The 16,441-nt window shown below is 63.6% G+C and carries 6 protein-coding genes and 1 pseudogene; 6 read left to right on the top strand and 1 reads right to left on the bottom strand.

Annotated features, from left to right (window positions below; translation table 11 throughout):
* Positions 1–11 precede the first annotated feature (11 nt).
* Both BKE09_RS04900 and cdiI read left to right on the top strand, forming a co-directional pair.
* Positions 12–12,863, top strand: a complete 12,852-nt coding sequence (locus BKE09_RS04900) for a hemagglutinin repeat-containing protein (RefSeq protein WP_139319613.1) — start codon at positions 12–14, stop codon at positions 12,861–12,863.
* 5 nt (positions 12,864–12,868) lie between these two features.
* On the top strand, positions 12,869–13,228 hold the full coding sequence (cdiI, locus tag BKE09_RS23160) for a ribonuclease toxin immunity protein CdiI (RefSeq protein WP_075676580.1): 360 nt from the start codon (positions 12,869–12,871) through the stop codon (positions 13,226–13,228).
* Positions 13,229–13,243: 15 nt separating this feature from the next.
* Here the strand turns inward: cdiI and BKE09_RS23715 are convergent.
* Positions 13,244–13,354 (bottom strand): annotated as a pseudogene (locus tag BKE09_RS23715) (IS30 family transposase); the annotation flags it as partial.
* Positions 13,355–13,439: 85 nt separating this feature from the next.
* On the opposite strand from BKE09_RS23715, the gene BKE09_RS23485 reads away from it, so the two are divergent.
* The 4 genes from BKE09_RS23485 to BKE09_RS04870 all read left to right on the top strand — a co-directional run bounded on the left by BKE09_RS23485 (position 13,440) and on the right by BKE09_RS04870 (position 16,318).
* Entirely contained in the window at positions 13,440–14,405 is a 966-nt protein-coding gene (locus BKE09_RS23485; protein WP_206120585.1) for a cysteine peptidase family C39 domain-containing protein, read from the top strand.
* On the top strand, positions 14,402–14,773 hold the full coding sequence (locus BKE09_RS23610) for a hypothetical protein (RefSeq protein WP_075675003.1): 372 nt from the start codon (positions 14,402–14,404) through the stop codon (positions 14,771–14,773). The genes BKE09_RS23485 and BKE09_RS23610 overlap by 4 nt, the downstream gene beginning before the upstream one ends.
* 463 nt (positions 14,774–15,236) lie before the next feature.
* Positions 15,237–15,698: a hypothetical protein gene (locus BKE09_RS04875; RefSeq protein WP_139319611.1), complete on the top strand. Its 462-nt coding sequence runs from the start codon at positions 15,237–15,239 to the stop codon at positions 15,696–15,698.
* Positions 15,699–15,802: 104 nt separating this feature from the next.
* Entirely contained in the window at positions 15,803–16,318 is a 516-nt protein-coding gene (locus BKE09_RS04870) for a hemagglutinin repeat-containing protein (RefSeq protein WP_170871727.1), read from the top strand.
* Positions 16,319–16,441: the final 123 nt, after the last annotated feature.

Raw genomic sequence — 16,441 nt, 5'->3', positions numbered from 1 at the left:
GGACACGTGACATGAACACTATCTATCGTCTGGTTTTCAACCGCGCGCTGCGCGTCTGGCAGGTTGCGTCGGAGCTGGTGAAGGGCGGCGGTGGCCTGGTCGGCCATGTGCCGGGCCGGCAGAGTGCGGCGCTGTCGCCGCTGGGCTTCGCGCTGATGTGCTCACTGGGCTGGGTCAGTCTGGCAACCCCTGCGCTGGCGCAGTCCGATGCACGCATCAGTTCCGATCCGAATGCGCCGGGCCGTGAACGGCCGACGATAGTGACGGCACCCAACGGCGTGCCGATGGTGAACATCACCACGCCGTCGGCGGCGGGTGTGTCGCGCAACCGCTATTCGCAGTTCGACGTGGGCCGCGAAGGCGTCATCCTCAACAACGCCCGCGGCCAGGTGCAGACGCAGCTGGGCGGTTGGGTGCAGGGCAACCCGTGGCTTGCCACCGGCAGCGCACGGGTCATCCTCAATGAAGTGAATGGTCCGGCCAGCCGGCTCAACGGCTATGTGGAAGTGGCCGGGCAGCGCGCCGAAGTGATCATTGCCAACCCGGCCGGCATCCAGGTCAACGGCGGCGGATTCCTCAATGCCAGCCGGGTGACGCTGACCACCGGCACCCCGATGTTCACGGGTGCAGGCGCACTTGAGGGCTACCGTGTCACCGGCGGCGCGATCCAGATCGATGGCGATGGACTGGACACCAGCCGCGCCGACTACACCGACCTGATCACCCGTTCGTTGAAGGTCAATGCCGGTATCTGGGCCAACCAGCTGCAGGCAACGCTGGGCAACAACGTGGTCAGTGCCGACCACAGCCAGGCCAGCGCGAGCGCGGCCAGCGGCGAGGCACCGACGTTCGCACTGGACGTCGGCGCGCTGGGCGGCATGTTCGCCAACAAGATCTGGCTGGTCGGCAACGAGCACGGCGTGGGCGTGCGCAATGCCGGCAGCATTGGTGCGCAGGCCGGCGAGCTGGTGGTGACGGTGGATGGCCGTCTTGAAAACACCGGTGTACTGCAGTCGCGGCAGAACGTGCGCGTGCAGGCCAGTGGCGATCTTGCCAATGGTGGCACCATCGCGGCCTCGCGTGAGGTAGCAATCACCTCCGGCGGCACGCTGGACAACAGCAACGGCACGCTCAATGCGCAGCGCCTGCAACTGCAGGCGCACGGCCTGCGCAACCAGGGCGGTGCGATCGAACAGACCGGCGTGCAGGCCCTGGCGCTCCAGGCCGATGCAGCCAGCAACCGCAGCAACGGCCTGTTGGGCACACTGGATGCGGTGGCGTCAGGTGGCAATGAGGGCAGCCCTGGTGGCGGTACGCAGCCGGGTAGCGGTGGCGGAACGCCCGGAACCGGCACGCCGGGAACGCCAGGATCCGGCGGCGGCAATGGCGGCTCGACCGGTACGCCGACGTCGCCGGCGCTGCCTCTGGCCGAGGGCCTGATCGCCATCACCGGCACGCTGGACAACGACGGCGGCAGCATCAGCAACGGCGGCACGGTGTCATTGGCCGCCCGCAATGGTCTCGACAACAGCGGCGGTCGACTGGGAGTGAGCGCGCTGCAGGCCGGGGGCGAGCTGCGCAATGATGGCGGCACGCTGCAGGTGCATGGCGATGCCACGTTGCAGGTGGGCCTGTTGTCGAACCAGAAGGGCGCGCTGAGCGTGGCCGGCGGCCTGTGGCTGGATGCGCAGTCGCTCGACAACCGCGGGGGTGAACTGCGGCACGCCGGCAAGGCGGCATCGTCGTGGACGGTACATGGCCTGTTCAACAACGACGGTGGCCTGCTGGCCACCAATGCCACGCAGCTGGCGTTGCGCGCAGGCCAGGTCGGCAATGCCGGTGGCCGTATCGAACATGCCGGCGAGGGTGGCCTGCAGCTGGATGCCGGCGACTGGGCCGGCGCCGGTGGGCGTCTGAGTACCCTGGGCCGCCTGCAATGGACGGCCGGCAACGCCGATCTGCGCAACGGTTCGCTCAGTGCGGCCGGGTTCGACATCGTGGCCGGCACGCTGGACAACCGGGGCGGTAGCCTGCTGTCGCTCGGTACCGGTGCCAGTTCGCTGAAGGCCACGGCGCTGGACAACAGTGCCGGCGGCACGCTGGCCGGCAATGGTGATCTTGGCCTCACCGCGATCACGCTGGACAACCGCAAGGGGCTGGTGCAGCAGGCCGGCACCGGCAGCCTGCGGGTGCAGGCCGATACCCTGCATGGCAGCGAAGGGCGCCTGCTCAGCAACGGCGCGCTGGTGCTGTCCGGCGGCGAGCTGGACGTGAGTGGCGGTACGACGTCGGCGCAGCGCGTGCAGATCAAGGCCGATGTGCTGCGCAACCGCCAGGGCCAGATCGTTGCGCAGGGAACGCAGGCGTTGGCACTGGACGTGCGCGATGCGCTCGACAACCAGGGAGGCCAGATCGTCGGCAACGGCGGCGTGCGCATCGACGCCGGTCGCATCGACAACCAGAAGGGCACGCTGCAGTCGGCCGGTACGCAGGGCGTGGCGCTGACGGTGCGCGACACCCTGGACAACAGCGGCGGCGGCATCTCCGGCAACGGCCAGGTGCAGCTGCAGGTTGGCAGCCTGGTCAACCAGGGCGGCAAGGTGCTGGCGGCAGGCAGCGGCGCGCTGCAGGTACAGGCCCGCGAGCGGCTGGACAACAGCAACGGCGGCCGCCTGGCCGGTACCGGTGATTTGCAGCTGCAGGCGGCACGGCTGGACAATCGCAGCGGTGCAATCGAACACGCCGGCGGCGGCACGTTGCAGATCCGCGCCGACAGCCTGCAGGGTGCGGCGGGCCGCATTCTCAGCCAGTCGTCGCTGGTGCTTGAGGGCGGCGACCTGCTGCTCGGGGCCGGCAGCACCACCCAGGCCGAGCGCATTGCCATCGATGCGCAGCGCCTGGACAACGCCGGCGGCAACCTCAGTGCGACCGGCAGCGACGCGCTGCAGCTGCACGTGGCGCAACGCGTGGACAACAGTGGCGGTACGATCGCCGGCAACGGCGCGCTGGACGTACAGGCCGGCGAACTGATCAACCGCACGGGCACGCTCAGCGGCGCCGGAACCGCTGACAGCACGCTGCAGATCGTCGGTGCGCTGGACAATCACGAAGGCACGATCGCCAGCAACGCCAACCGCCTGACGGTCAACGCCGCACGGCTGGACAACAGCGGCGGCAGCATCCGCCAGGCCGGCAACCAGGGCCTGGACATCACCACCGGCCGCCTGGACGGCAGCAAGGGCACGCTGGTCTCCTCGGCCACGCTGACCCTGCGCGCCGACGACGTGGATCATCGTGACGCGACGCTGGGCGCCGATCGCCTCGACCTTGAGGCCACCACGCTCGACAACGCCGGTGGCCGCATCATTGCCAGCGGCGAAGGCGCCAGCCGCATCAAGGCGACGACGCTGGGCAATGCCGGTGGCACACTGGCCAGCAATGGCGACCTGGCCCTGCTGGCACAGACGCTGGACAACCGTGCAGGCCGGATCCAGCACGCCGGCAGCGGCCAGCTGCAGGTCTCGGCGCAGACCCTGCTGGGCAAGGGCGGCAGCATGCTCAGCAACGGCAGCTTCGTGCTGGATGGCGCCACCCTCGATCTGAGTGGAGCAACCACCTCGGCGCGTCGCGTCGACATCAGCGCCGGCACCCTGACCACCGCCGGTGGCACGCTCACCGCAACCGGTGAAGATGCGCTGCGCCTGCGCGTACAGGGTGTGCTGGACAATCGCGGCGGTTCTCTTGCCAGCAATGGCGCGCTGGATGTCATCGCGCAGCAGCTGATCAATGCGCAGGGCACGCTGCAGGGTGCAGGCACCGGTCACTCCACGCTGGCGATCGGCCAGGCGCTGGACAACCAGAAAGGCCGCATCCTGCTCGGTGGTGCCGGCACCATCACCGCAGCCCGTCTGGGCAACCTGGGCGGCACCGTACATGCCGGCGGCCGCGCGCTGGTGCTCGGCGTTGACGGTCGTCTCGACAATGGCGAGCAGGGCCTGCTGTCCAGCACCGGCACGATGACCATGAACGCCGGCAGTCTCGACAACCGCCACGGCACCCTGGTCGCTGGCAAGGATCTGACGGTGACCACGGCGGCAGGCGTGGACAACAACGACGGCGCGATGCAGGCCGGCGAACAGCTGCAGCTGCAGGGTAATGGCCTGGACAACCAGCGGGGCACGCTGCTGGGTGGCCAGCTGGACATCGATACCCACGGCCAGCGGCTGGACAACCGCGCCGGCACGCTGGGCACGCAGAAGGGCGAACTGATCGTTCGCAGTGGCGCGATGGACAACCAGGGCGGTCGCGTGCAGTCGGCGGCCGACCTGACCATCAACACGGCCGGGCAGGACATCGACAACCGCGCCACGGCCGGCAGCGGTGGGCTGCTGGCAGCCGGGAAGCTGCAGCTGGACGGTGGCGTGCTGGACAACCGTGGTGGCGCAGTCAATGCACAAGGTGATGCGCGTTTGCTGTTGGCCCGCGTCGACAACAGTGGCGGTGGAACACTTGCCAGCTCCGCGAATCTGTCCCTGCAGGCGGCGAGCCTGGCCAATGCCAGTGGCCGCGTGCAGGCCGGGCGCGACCTCGACCTGACCCTGGGCGGGCACCTGGACAACGCGGCCGGCGCGATCGCGGCCGGGCAGCGATTGACCCTCACTGCCGCCAGCGTGGACAACCGCAACACCCGTGGCGGCGACGGCACGCGTGGCCTGCAGGCGGGCCAGCTGCAGTTCGGCGCACAGTCGCTGGACAACAGCCAGGGCCAGGTCGTCACCGATGGCGGAGCGCGGCTGGAGATCAACGGACAGCTGCAGAACACCGGCGGCGTGATCAGCACCGGCGGCAACCTGGACAGCCAGGCGGACAACGTCGCCAACAGCGGTGGCCTGCTGCGCGCCGATGGCAGCCAGACCCTGGTGGCACGTGCGCTCAGCGAAGACGGCCAGGTGCAGGCGCAGCGTGACCTCGGCCTCACCCTGCAGCAGGGCATGCGCCATCGTGGCGAATGGATCGCCAACGGCACGCTGTCGCTGAACCTGTCTGGCGACCTCGACAACCAGGGTGTGGTGCGCGGTGGCAACCTCGACCTCAACGCCCAGAACATCACCAACGCGGCCTCGGGTGAGATCTCCAGCCAGGGCACGACCCACCTCAATGCCCGTGGCCAGCTGACCAACCGCGGCCTGATCGATGGCGCGCTGACCCACCTGGAGGCCGGCGAGATCGACAATCTCGGCACCGGGCGCATCTACGGTGATCGCGTGGCGATCTCCACCGGCGTGCTGAAGAACCGCGCCGAAGAGGCCGGTGGTGCCACCCGCGTCGGCACCGTGGCCGCACGCGAGCGCCTGGACCTGGGCGTACGCGAGCTGCAGAACACCGGCAAGGGCCTGATCTACAGCGGCGGCGATGCGGCCATCGGTGGCACGCTCGGCGCCGACCGGATCGCCAGCGGCATTGCAGGGCGGATCGACAACATCAGCTCGGTCATCGATGTGAGCGGCAACCTGTCCATCGACGCGCAGGTGGTCAACAACATCCGCGAGAACGTGGTCGTTTCGCAGACCAGCACCGTGATGGATCCGGTGCGGCTGGATCGCCCGGCATGGTGGCGCAACGGCAAGAACGGTACCGAGAACATCCGCAGTACCAGCCATTACTCCGCGCACGAGGTGTACTACCTCGACCCGGCCGACATCCTCGAAGACACGCCGCACATCACGCCTGATGGCTTCACCGTGCATCGCGCGGTGGTACGCCTGAGCTCGAAGACCAGTGCCTACTTCTTCGGGCGCGGAGGCCTGTATGCCGGCCTGGGCGAGCGCGCGCGCCTGAACGTGCAGGATGGCACGGTGGTGATGTACTACGTCGGCCGCCAGGACAACCAGGTCAATCCGGACCAGGTGCGTGTCGGCGCGGATGACCCGTTCGCCGAGCTGAGCACCCTGCATCCCGATGCGCCGGCATTCCGCTATGTCGACGACAAGCTGACCTATTCCAGCACCTACGGAACCTGCACCACCAACTGCGTGCAGTTGTGGACCTACAAGGACTACAACGATCCGGATCATACGCTGACCAATCCGCGCGGCTCCGGCGGCAACAACGTCAGCAGCAACGAGCAGTACCGCATCGCCACCCGGACAGTGACCGAGGATGTGCTCGGCGCCGGGGTCGGCGCCGATGCGGTGATCCGCTCCGGCGGTGCGATGCGCATCGGCACCGACACTCTGAAGAACCACTACGGCAGTATCGCCGCAGGGGGCAACCTGAGCATCGTGGGACTGACCGCGACGGCGAAGGTCGAGAATCTGGCGCAGACGCTGTTCCGTACCCATGAATTCAACAATGTGGGCCACACCTACAGCAACGAACGGGTCACCTGGAGCAATGAGACGATCTCCGAGGAGATCGGCAGGATCGGTGGCAGCATCACCAGTGGAGGCACGCTGGTCATCGACGTCGGTGACCTGAGCAACCTCAACCAGGGGCGAAACGCGCCGAACGTGCAGAACGGTTCAGCGATGGCCAACCTCAACGTGCAGGGGCCGAAGGCACTGCCCGCTGGACCGGGCCATGGCGGTACGCAGGGGCCGGGCCAGTCCACCGGCACCAGTGCCGAACGCGCGCTGGCGCAGGCGGCCGATGCCGCCGGCACCCAGCAGGGCGGCAACGTCGGCGGAGTAGGCGGGAACAGCAGCACCTCTGGGCCGCGCGTGGTCGCGGCCAGTGGCGGATCGCCGGACCGCATCGCGATGGGCGCACCGGACACGCGCGCGCCGAGCGCCAGCCTGTTCAACGTCAATCCCAACGGTGGCCACTACCTGGTCGAGACCGATCCGCGCTTTACCGACCACAAGACCTGGCTGAGCTCGGACCACCTGCTGGGCCAGATGGGCTACTCGCCCGATACCGTGCAGAAGCGGCTGGGAGATGGCTACTACGAGCAGAAGCTGGTGCGCGAGCAGATCGGCCAGCTGACCGGTCGCCGCTTCCTCGACGGCTACGCCAGTGACGAGGCGCAATACCGCGCGCTGCTGGAGGCCGGTGCCACGGTCGCCAGCGAATGGGGCCTGCGCCCTGGCGTGGCGCTGACCGAAGCACAGATGGCACAGCTGACCAGTGACATCGTCTGGCTGGTCGAGCAGACCGTCACCCTGGCCGATGGCAGCACCACCACCGCGCTGGTGCCGCAGGTCTACCTGCGCCTGCGGCCGGGAGACCTCGACGGCAACGGTGCACTGCTGGCCGGTGCCAATGTCGATATCAAACTGGGTAATGGCCTGGTCAACACCGGCAACATCGCCGGGCGCAAGCTGGTGACCATCGATGCCGGCAACATCGAGCATCTGGGCGGCAGCATTTCCGGCCAGTACGTCGGGCTGTCGTCGGACAAGGACATCCGCGTTGTCGGTGCCGCCGTGACGGCCACCGATGCGCTGTCGGTCAAGGCCGCGGGCAATGTCACGGTGGCCTCCACGGTGGAGACACAGCGGGGCGGTGGCACGTACCAGCACGAGACCAACCGCATTGATCGGGTCGCCGGCCTGTATGTGACCAACCCCAGTGGCGACGGCATGCTGTCGGTGGTGGCTGGCGGTGACATCAGCCTGCAGGCCGCACAGCTCCGCAACGCCGGCGCCGACGGCCTGACCCAGCTGGCCGCAGGCGGCACTCTGGATGTTGGCGCGATTGCGCTGGAGGAACGCCGCGACGCCACCTTCGATGAGCGCAACCACCAGCGCAGCAGCAGGACAACACACGCTGCCTCGTCGGTACAGGGCGCTGGCGATGTGGTGCTGGCCGCTGGCAAGGACATCAACCTGGCCGCCGCGCAGATCAAGGCGGCGGGCGGTGTGGCACTGCAGGCCGGTGGGGACATCAACAGCCAGGCGCTGGTGGACAGCGAGAGTCGCGATTTTGCCAATGCGGGCAAGCGCAGCTCGCTGCAGGTCAGCCAGCGTGATGAGACGGTGCGGGGCAGTACGTTGCAGGCCGGAGACAATCTGCTGCTGAGCGCGGGCCGGGACGTGAACCTGACCGCCGCGTTGGTCGACAGCAATGACGGCGCGGTAAGCGTGGCCGCAGGCCGCGACGTCAACCTGTTCTCGGCCAACGAGACGCATGACTACAGCCTGGACAGCTACGACAAGAAAAAGAAGACACTCTCCAGCACCACCACCACGCGCAGCGTCGACGCCAGCGACAGCTATGCCATCGGCACGGCGATCCAGGGCGAGCGCATCAACATCACGGCTGGCCGCGATCTGACTGCGGTAGGTGCGGTGGTCGATGCCACCAGCAACGTGATTCTGGGGGCGGGCAACAATGTGCTGATCACTGCCGCCGAGGACCATCACAGCAGTGAGTCCAGCGAGAGCAAAAAGAAATCCGGCGTTACCGGAGGCTTCGGCAACGGCGTGGCATCGGTCGGCTACAGCAGCGCGAAGAACAGCAGCACCCGCGCCGAGCAGTCCACCACCCAGGTGGGATCGGCGATTGCCTCGCGCGACGGCAATGTGCTGATCAATGCTGGCAACACACTGACGATCGAGGCGTCGGACGTCGCCGCAGGCGAGAACCTGACACTGGTGGGCAAGGACATTGCGCTGCTGGCGCGACAGGACACCACGGACAGCCAATCCAGCCAGGCCAGCAAGTCCAGCGGGTTCTCGGTGGGCGTGACCTACGACCCGACCAAGGCTTACCGCAGCGCCCGCGATTCGACCACCGACGGCATGGCCGACAGTGGCTCGGCGATGGGGCGGATCACCCGCACCGCTGAAGGCGCAGCCTCTGGCCTGCGTGCGGCCACCACTTCGACCGTGGTGACTGCCGGCAGCCAGCGCACCAACAGCGAACAGAGCCATTCGACCAGTGATGCTCGCGTCAGCCAGTTGGCTGCAGGCGGCGATCTCACGTTGATTGCCAACGGGGGCTCGATCCTCAGCCAGGGCACGCAGATGTCGGCCGAGGGCAACGCTGTGCTGCTGGCCACCAAGGACATCGTGTTCGACGTGGCCCACAACACCGAGCGCAGCGACAGCAGCAGCCGCGGCAAGGGCTGGGGCTTTGCCAACAACACCAGCGGCCTGCCTTTCGGTACCAACAACTCGCAGAGCCAGGGCAGCGGCAGCAGTGACACCATCACCGGCACGCAGCTGTCGGTCGGCGGCGGCGTGCGCATGGCCACCACCGGGGGCAACATCAGCCTGACCGCAGCCAATATCGCCGCCGAGAAAGACGTCAGCATCCGTGCGGCCGGTGATCTGCTGGTCCGCAGCGGGCGGGATACGGTCAGCAACGCCAATACCTCGGACAGCAAGGCGATCGGCACGGTACAGATATCGGATACCGAGAAGTTCTCCGGCTGGCACCGCGAGCAGCACCAGGACGACAGCGCGCAGGTGTCACAGGTGGCCAGCAGCATCGGCAGTCTGGGCGGCAGCGTGAACCTGACCGCCGGAGGCAAGTACACGCAGACGGCCAGCAATGTGGTGGCCGCCAAGGACGTGAACATCACCGCCGCCGAGATCGAGCTGCTGACCGCCGACGAAAGCGGCCATTACTCGCAGAGCGACAAGGACCTGAAGATCGGCGTGTTCGCGCGGGTGAAGTCGCCGTTGATCGACCTGATCAACAACGTGGACGCGGCCCGTCAGTCCGATGATCGCCTGCAGAAGATGCAGGGCATGGCAGCGGGCGCCAACGCGTACCAGGCAGCCAGTGCGATCTCGGCACTGTCCGGCCGTGGCGGCAGTGGCGAACTGTTCCGTGCTGAAGCAGGCATTGGCTTCAAGACCGCCAACAGCAGTGCCGATGGCAGCAGCATGGTGTCGCGTGGCTCCACCATCCAGGGTGGCGGCAACGTCAACCTGACCAGCACCCAGGGCGACATCCATGTGGTGCAGGGCAACCTCAGTGCGGGCAAAACGCTCAGCCTGGATTCGGCTGGCGACATTCTGCTGGAAGCAGGCCAGGCGCATGTGGCCGACCGCAGCAAGAGCAGCAATGCCGGCGCCGAAGTCGGCGTGGGCGTTTCGGTAGGCGCGCAGACCGGCGTGTACGTGTACGCCGAAGCGAGTGTTGGCAGCAGCAAGGCCAATGCCGAGAGCAGCACCTGGCAGAACACCACGCTGACCGGCAAGAACATCTCGATGAAGGCCGAGGGCGATACCACGCTGCGTGGCGCCACGGCGACCGCTGACCGGATCGACGTCAAGACCGGCGGCGCGCTGACGATCGAGTCGCTGCAGGACATCGCCGAGAGCATGTCCAGGAACAGCCAGGTGGGCGGTCGCGTGCAGGTGTCGATCGGTACCGCATGGAATGCTGACGGTTATGCCAGTGCAGGCAAGGCCAGCGGCAGCTATCAGGGTGTTGGCCAGCAGAGCGGCCTGTTTGCCGGCAATGGCGGGTACCACGTCGATGCCGGCCACGTGAATCTGGTGGGCGGTGCGATTGCCAGCACCCATGCGGGCAACAGTGAACTGACTGCGGGCTCGCTGACGTTCACTGACCTGCAGAACCACATGGACTACACGGCCAGTTCCGGCAGCATCAGTGGTGGCGCGGGCGGGGAAATGGATGGCTGGACGCCCAAGCCGGGAACTGCCGCACCCCGAGGCGGTCCGGGCCTGCCGATGATGGAAAAGGGCAGCGACAGCAGCTCCACCCTTGCCACCTTGACCGAGGGCAACATCACCATCGGTGGCAAGCAGACGTCGGCGGCTGATCTGGGCATCAACACCGATGCCAGTGGAGCGCATCGTGCGCTGGATGCATTGCCGGATGCGAACAAGCTGCTGGCGGATCAGCAGGCGATGGCGGCTGCGGCGGGGACGGTGATGGCCACCAGCCAGCAGATTGCCTGGGATATTGGCAGTGCGGATGCGAAGAAGATCACGGACAAGTATCGGGAGCCGATGAGTCCCGAAGAGAGACGGGCGTTCGATGCGCTTCTTCCCGATGAGCAGCTCAAGCGCCTGGTCGCGTTCGATGCATCCTACCCCGATGCGTTGGTGACCCAGCAGAAGTGGGCCCCTGATGGTGTCTATGGTCGCGCGCTCGGCGCAGTGACCAGCGCGTTGGTCGGTGGTGTTGAAGGGCAGGGACTGGGTCAGCTGGGTTCCAATGCGCTGGCGCCGTATGCGGCTGAACTGATCGGCAAGACGTTTGACCCGAACAAGCAGAGTGCTGTGCCTAGCGAGGCCATGCAGATGCTGTCGCACGCGCTGCTGGGCGCGCTGTTGGCTGAGACCAATGGTGGCAAGGCGGGGAGCGGGGCGTTGGCGGCCGGTGGTGGTGAGTTGGCGGCGAAGGTTCTGGGCGACTACTACGCCAAACAGAATAAGGGGCAGTTGTCGCCAGAGCAGGAGCAGCAGGTGAAGGCCTTGGGGCTGGCCGTGGGCGCACTTGCAGGAGGAATGGGGGGCGACGGCGCGGTGAGCGCGGCGTTGGGAGCAACCATCGCAAAGAATTCGGTCGAAAATAATTACCTTAACCATACCGAGCGCATGCAGTATCTCAACGCGATGTTGAGCTGCGCCAAGGAGGGCAAAGGCTGCGCGGAAGAGAAAAAACTTGCAGCGCTGTCAGACGCGCGAAACAGCGCGCTGATCGCCGCATGTACAGGAGCGTCGGATTCGTCTGCCTGCAAGGCCGAGCAGACCAAGCTGGGTGATGCGTACTGGTCGCTGTCGATGAACGAGGCCACGTACATCAAGTGGATAAAAGACAACGGTGCGGATCTGGCCAGTGCGGCATTGCAGAACGGCAATCGCGCCGAGATTGCGAGCAACCTGCTCACGCACACTTCCGGACTGGACGCGCGCTACAAGCTCACCTGCGCGGAAGCGGGGCGATGCGATCCGTTCACGACCGGGATCCTCTTCCTTAACGGGAGAGGGCAGGAGTCCGCTGAGAACGCTCTGTTGAATCTCCTCTTCAACCAAGGCGGGCAGATTGCAGGCGCAGGGGCCAACGTTGGCGGCTTGGTGATGGATGTTGTCAATATGAACATCTACAAGAAGCTGTATGACGACGGCAAGCAATCATTTGCTGACTACCAGCGCGCACAGGAAATTGGTGGTTGGGGCGTATTGAAGGAGAAGGGTGCAGGCGCCTGGTCGGGAATCTCGGGCTACTTCGGGGACGGCTGGGACGCGGCAAGCTATCAGCTTGGTTTCAATCAAAAGTGGAATTTGGCAGATGTCGCCGGGAATGGCTTCATCAAGGGTGATATGGGGCTGGATGCAGCGCTGGCGGTGGTCAGCCTGGGCGATATCGCGGCGTTGAGGGCTGCGGCGACGGCGCAGAAGTTGGTCGCTCTCGAACGTCAGGCGGCTAAGGGAGATGGGCTGTTGTCGCCGCATTTGCTGCCCGACAATATCTCAGGGGACGGGTTGAGATCGCCCCCTTTTCATTTTGGTATGAGTTTTTCCGAAAAGCAGTATCGGCACATGGTTGGGCCCGATGGGTTCACTCAGTCTTCTGGGATATCTGGGACTCACAATGCGGCTAATTTTTTGAAAGCTGTAGATGATAATGGTGCGAAAATTCTGAGCGTCACGCCTGGCTCGGCACCAGGGCTGGTGACATATGAATATGCTATTCCATCAAAGGATAGGGCCGGAAATTTGACGGGGTACAAGTCGACGACGTTGCGAAAAACTGTATATGATCCGCTCCTGTATTCTGATGCAGAAGTTATGCGGTTGGGTCAGATGGCTGCGGCAAAGGGATATCATCAAGCCGCAGGGGTTGGCGCTGGTCAGTATAGTGCGGAAGCCGGAGGGATTACGTTTCGTGTATACATTGACAAAAAGACTGGCAGGATTACTAATTTTCATCCGGAGTAATGCTTATGTCATCAATTTTTGAAGTTTACGACGATCGCGATCCGCAGTGGGTCGCAAAATCATACTTTGACAGGATTTATGAGTTGGGAATATTTGTCAAAGTTATAGGTCACTTGTCTTGTGGCAATGGATATGGTGTTGATGGTGCGTACTGCGCTTTTCCGGATCCGGATAGTTTCTATGAAGAGGATCGGTTTGATGGAGTCCGTTTCATATACGGGGATGGTGAAGGTGCTGAAATTCTCTTCCTTTCAGAGGGTGAGTTTGTTTCTCTTATGCAAGAGGCTTGTAAATTTTATGTTGAAAGTGGTGGGGAGGGAGGGGATGAGGTAATTAGGCTTCTTTCCAAGTCACCTTTGTGTTGATTTAATGGGGCGGTCTCAACTTGCAAGCGCAACAGTTGAAATGAACTTGGCGGACACCTCTTTCAGCACTTGATTCGGCGTCTTCCCGCCAAGCGTTTGCCGCGGGCGCGCGTTCATCAGGTCGGCACTGCTCACCGCCGACGAAAGCGGTCACTACTCGCAGGGCGACAAGGACCTGAAGATCGGCGTGTTCGCGCGGGTGAAGTCGCCGTTGATCGACCTGATCAACAACGTGGACGCGGCCCGTCAGTCCGATGATCGCCTGCAGAAGATGCAGGGCATGGCAGCGGGCGCCAACGCGTACCAGGCAGCCAGTGCGATCTCGGCACTGTCCAGCCGTGGCGGCAGTGGCGAACTGTTCCGTGCTGAAGCAGGCATCGGCTTCAAGCAGGTGGGTGGCCGCGTGCAGGTGTCGTTCGGTACCGCGTGGAATGCCGACGGTTACGCCAGTGCAGGCAGGGCCAGCGGCAGCTATCAGGGTGTTGGCCAGCAGAGCGGCCTGATTGCCGGTAATGGCGGGTACCACGTCGACGCCGGCCACGTGAATCTGGTGGGCGGTGCGATTACCAGCACCAATGCGGGCAACAGTGAACTGACTGCGGGCTCGCTGACGTTCACTGACCTGCAGAACCACATGGACTACACGGCCAGTTCCGGCAGCATCAGTGGTGGTGCGGGCGGGGAAATGGATGGCTGGACGCCCAAGCCGGGAACTGCCGCACCCCGAGGCGGTCCGGGCCTGCCGATGATGGAAAAGGGAAATGCCCCGACATGTGGGCATAATTCATGCGCGATGGTTCTAAGTGCCTACGGGAAGGAAGTGGATGTAAGTAGTCTGATTAGTAAGGTCGCTCCAGGAGAGGCTGGAATTTCCGGGGTTGACGTGGCCAGGCTGATGCGCTCTGAAGGGGTTCCAGCAGCTGCATTCCAGAACAGGAGCGTCGCTGATCTTGCGCGCTATACTGCTGACGGGACTCCAGTCGTCGTGCGTGTGATTGATGGAAGTGGAGGTTCAACGTTCTCCCATTTTGTTGTGGTCGATGGTGTGACAGAGCGCGCCGGTGTCAAGGTTGTAGCTATTCGAGATCCTCATGGTGTTCAGTACTTTAGTCCATTGTCCACGTTCGAGAGAAATTTCTCAGGTGATGTTGTAGTTCCGAGGGGAGTGCAAAAGTGAAATTGAGGGTTAGTTTTCCAGATAATCTAGCTTCTGAAGATCTGATAAATCAGGAGCGAATTCCATGCTTGTGTAAAGTGGCTGATTGCTTTGAGGTGGTCATCTTCGATAGTAGTCCTGAAGTCACAGGTGTTATTGAGGAGTGGGATCGTCGGGAGCTGGCGCTGCGGGCGGTTGCGGGCGCCGGCGGGAAGTACTCTCATTATGCGAGAGGGCTTATTACGATTCGGCCGGTGAGTTTGGGCCTCTATGACGTTATTGATCTGCAGTTCTTCTATGCCAGCATGGGTTGGTGTCCGGTGATTCGGGATGGTGAGTACGCCCCGCCACTATCTTATGAGGGTGACGGCTGGGGAGTTAGTAGCTAGGGCCATGCTGTCTCTTTGTTGGGGCCAAATTTTGGTGGCGTAGGAGTGGTTGGTGTGCTGGCGTAATTCAATTTTATTGCGCGTCGCTGTTGTTGGTTAGTTAATTGTAAGTCGTGACGAGTTGGTCAATTCGTTTTTCAGTGCTGCGACTATCAGTGGGTTTCGTTCTTGGATCAAGGGTTGGTGCGGATGGGTATTGTGCCCGCTTCCGGATTTCTGAATGATTGTTTCGTGTGGGTTGAGTGGGTGGTTGGAAAGATTGGGGCAAGATTCTCGGTGAATGTTTCTTTGATGGAAGTAGGGGTTAAATGTCCGTCACTACGAGGTCGCTAGGCTTGGTCGCGTCGCCGATCTTTATGCCGACAGTCGACGCGGTGCTGGCCCACCCGGGCAGATATCTCCGTAATGCCGATCAGGATGGCTTAACCCGATCGGCCGCTGGCGGAATCTGAGGGGGCTATCGATGAATGATGCGTTTGAAATTCTTATGGAGGCTATTCCGTGGGTTCACGTGTCCACGATGCTGGAAACGATCGGTCGCATGGCTGAGTCCGTCTCGCGGACTGAGCTGGATGGCGAGCCGGTGGCGATTGGCGACTGGTTTGCAGGAAGTGCCGATGACTTCCCATGCAGTTCTTGCATGATCCAGACGATCAATGGTTTTAGGTTGGGATCTGCCGTCTACATTCCTACGTTGTTGATTCGTGTCTTTAAGTTTGAAGAGACGATAAGCATCGATTTTTCATTCGATATGGATTGGTCGAATGTTGCCGTGGCCATGCCTATGCTGCATCGGCATTTCCAGCAATTGAAGTTGCTGAGTGGAGCCCGCACTGTGTTTGGAGGGATGGAGCCGGCGCAGGATCTGGACACTAGATTTTTCACTGATGATGCGCGCGGTCCTTTAGGGAGCTCCATTGCCTGATCTGGAAGGAGATCGCCGCTCCGTGAGGGCTGGGGCTTGATCTCTAAGGGGATTTCAACCACTGGCGATGATAGTGAGGGTGATTCACGAGGGTTAGGCACTACGTGGAACTGAGTGGGATCGGTTCTACGAGGGCGAAGTCGCCGTTGATCGGCCCGATCAACAACGTCGATGCGGCGCGAAAGTCCTATGATCGCCTGCAGAAGATTCGAGGCACGGCGGCGCAGGACATCTCGATGAAGGCCGAGGGCGATACCACGCTGCGTGGTGCCACGGCGACCGCCGACCGCATCGGCGTCAAGACCGGCGGGACGTTGACCATCGAATCGCTGCAGGACTTCGCCGAGAGCATGTCCAGGAACAGCCAGGTGGGTGGCCGCGTGCAGGTGTCGTTCGGTACCGCGTGGAATGCCGACGGTTACGCCAGTGCAGGCAAGGCCAGCGGCAGCTATCAGGGTGTTGGCCAGCAGAGCGGCCTGTTTGCCGGCAATGGCGGGTACCACGTCGATGCCGGTCACGTGAATCTGGTGGGCGGCGCGATCGCTAGCACTAATGCAGGCAACAGTGAACTGACTGCGGGCTCGCTGACGTTCACTGACCTGCAGAGTTGCTGCCCCTGAAGGAGAGACCGTATTCAAGCCTCTGAGTGTTGGCGAGTGGGGTAAGGTCGGCGGAAAGAACGCTTTCCTGAGAGATGTCGATGGTGAGTTCAAGGCTCTTGAAAATGTTGCAAGATCGTTGGG

It is taken from the genome of Stenotrophomonas sp. TD3 (assembly GCF_001939825.1).
GTDB lineage: Bacteria > Pseudomonadota > Gammaproteobacteria > Xanthomonadales > Xanthomonadaceae > Stenotrophomonas.
This window is presented reverse-complemented; position numbering and strand designations above follow the sequence as displayed.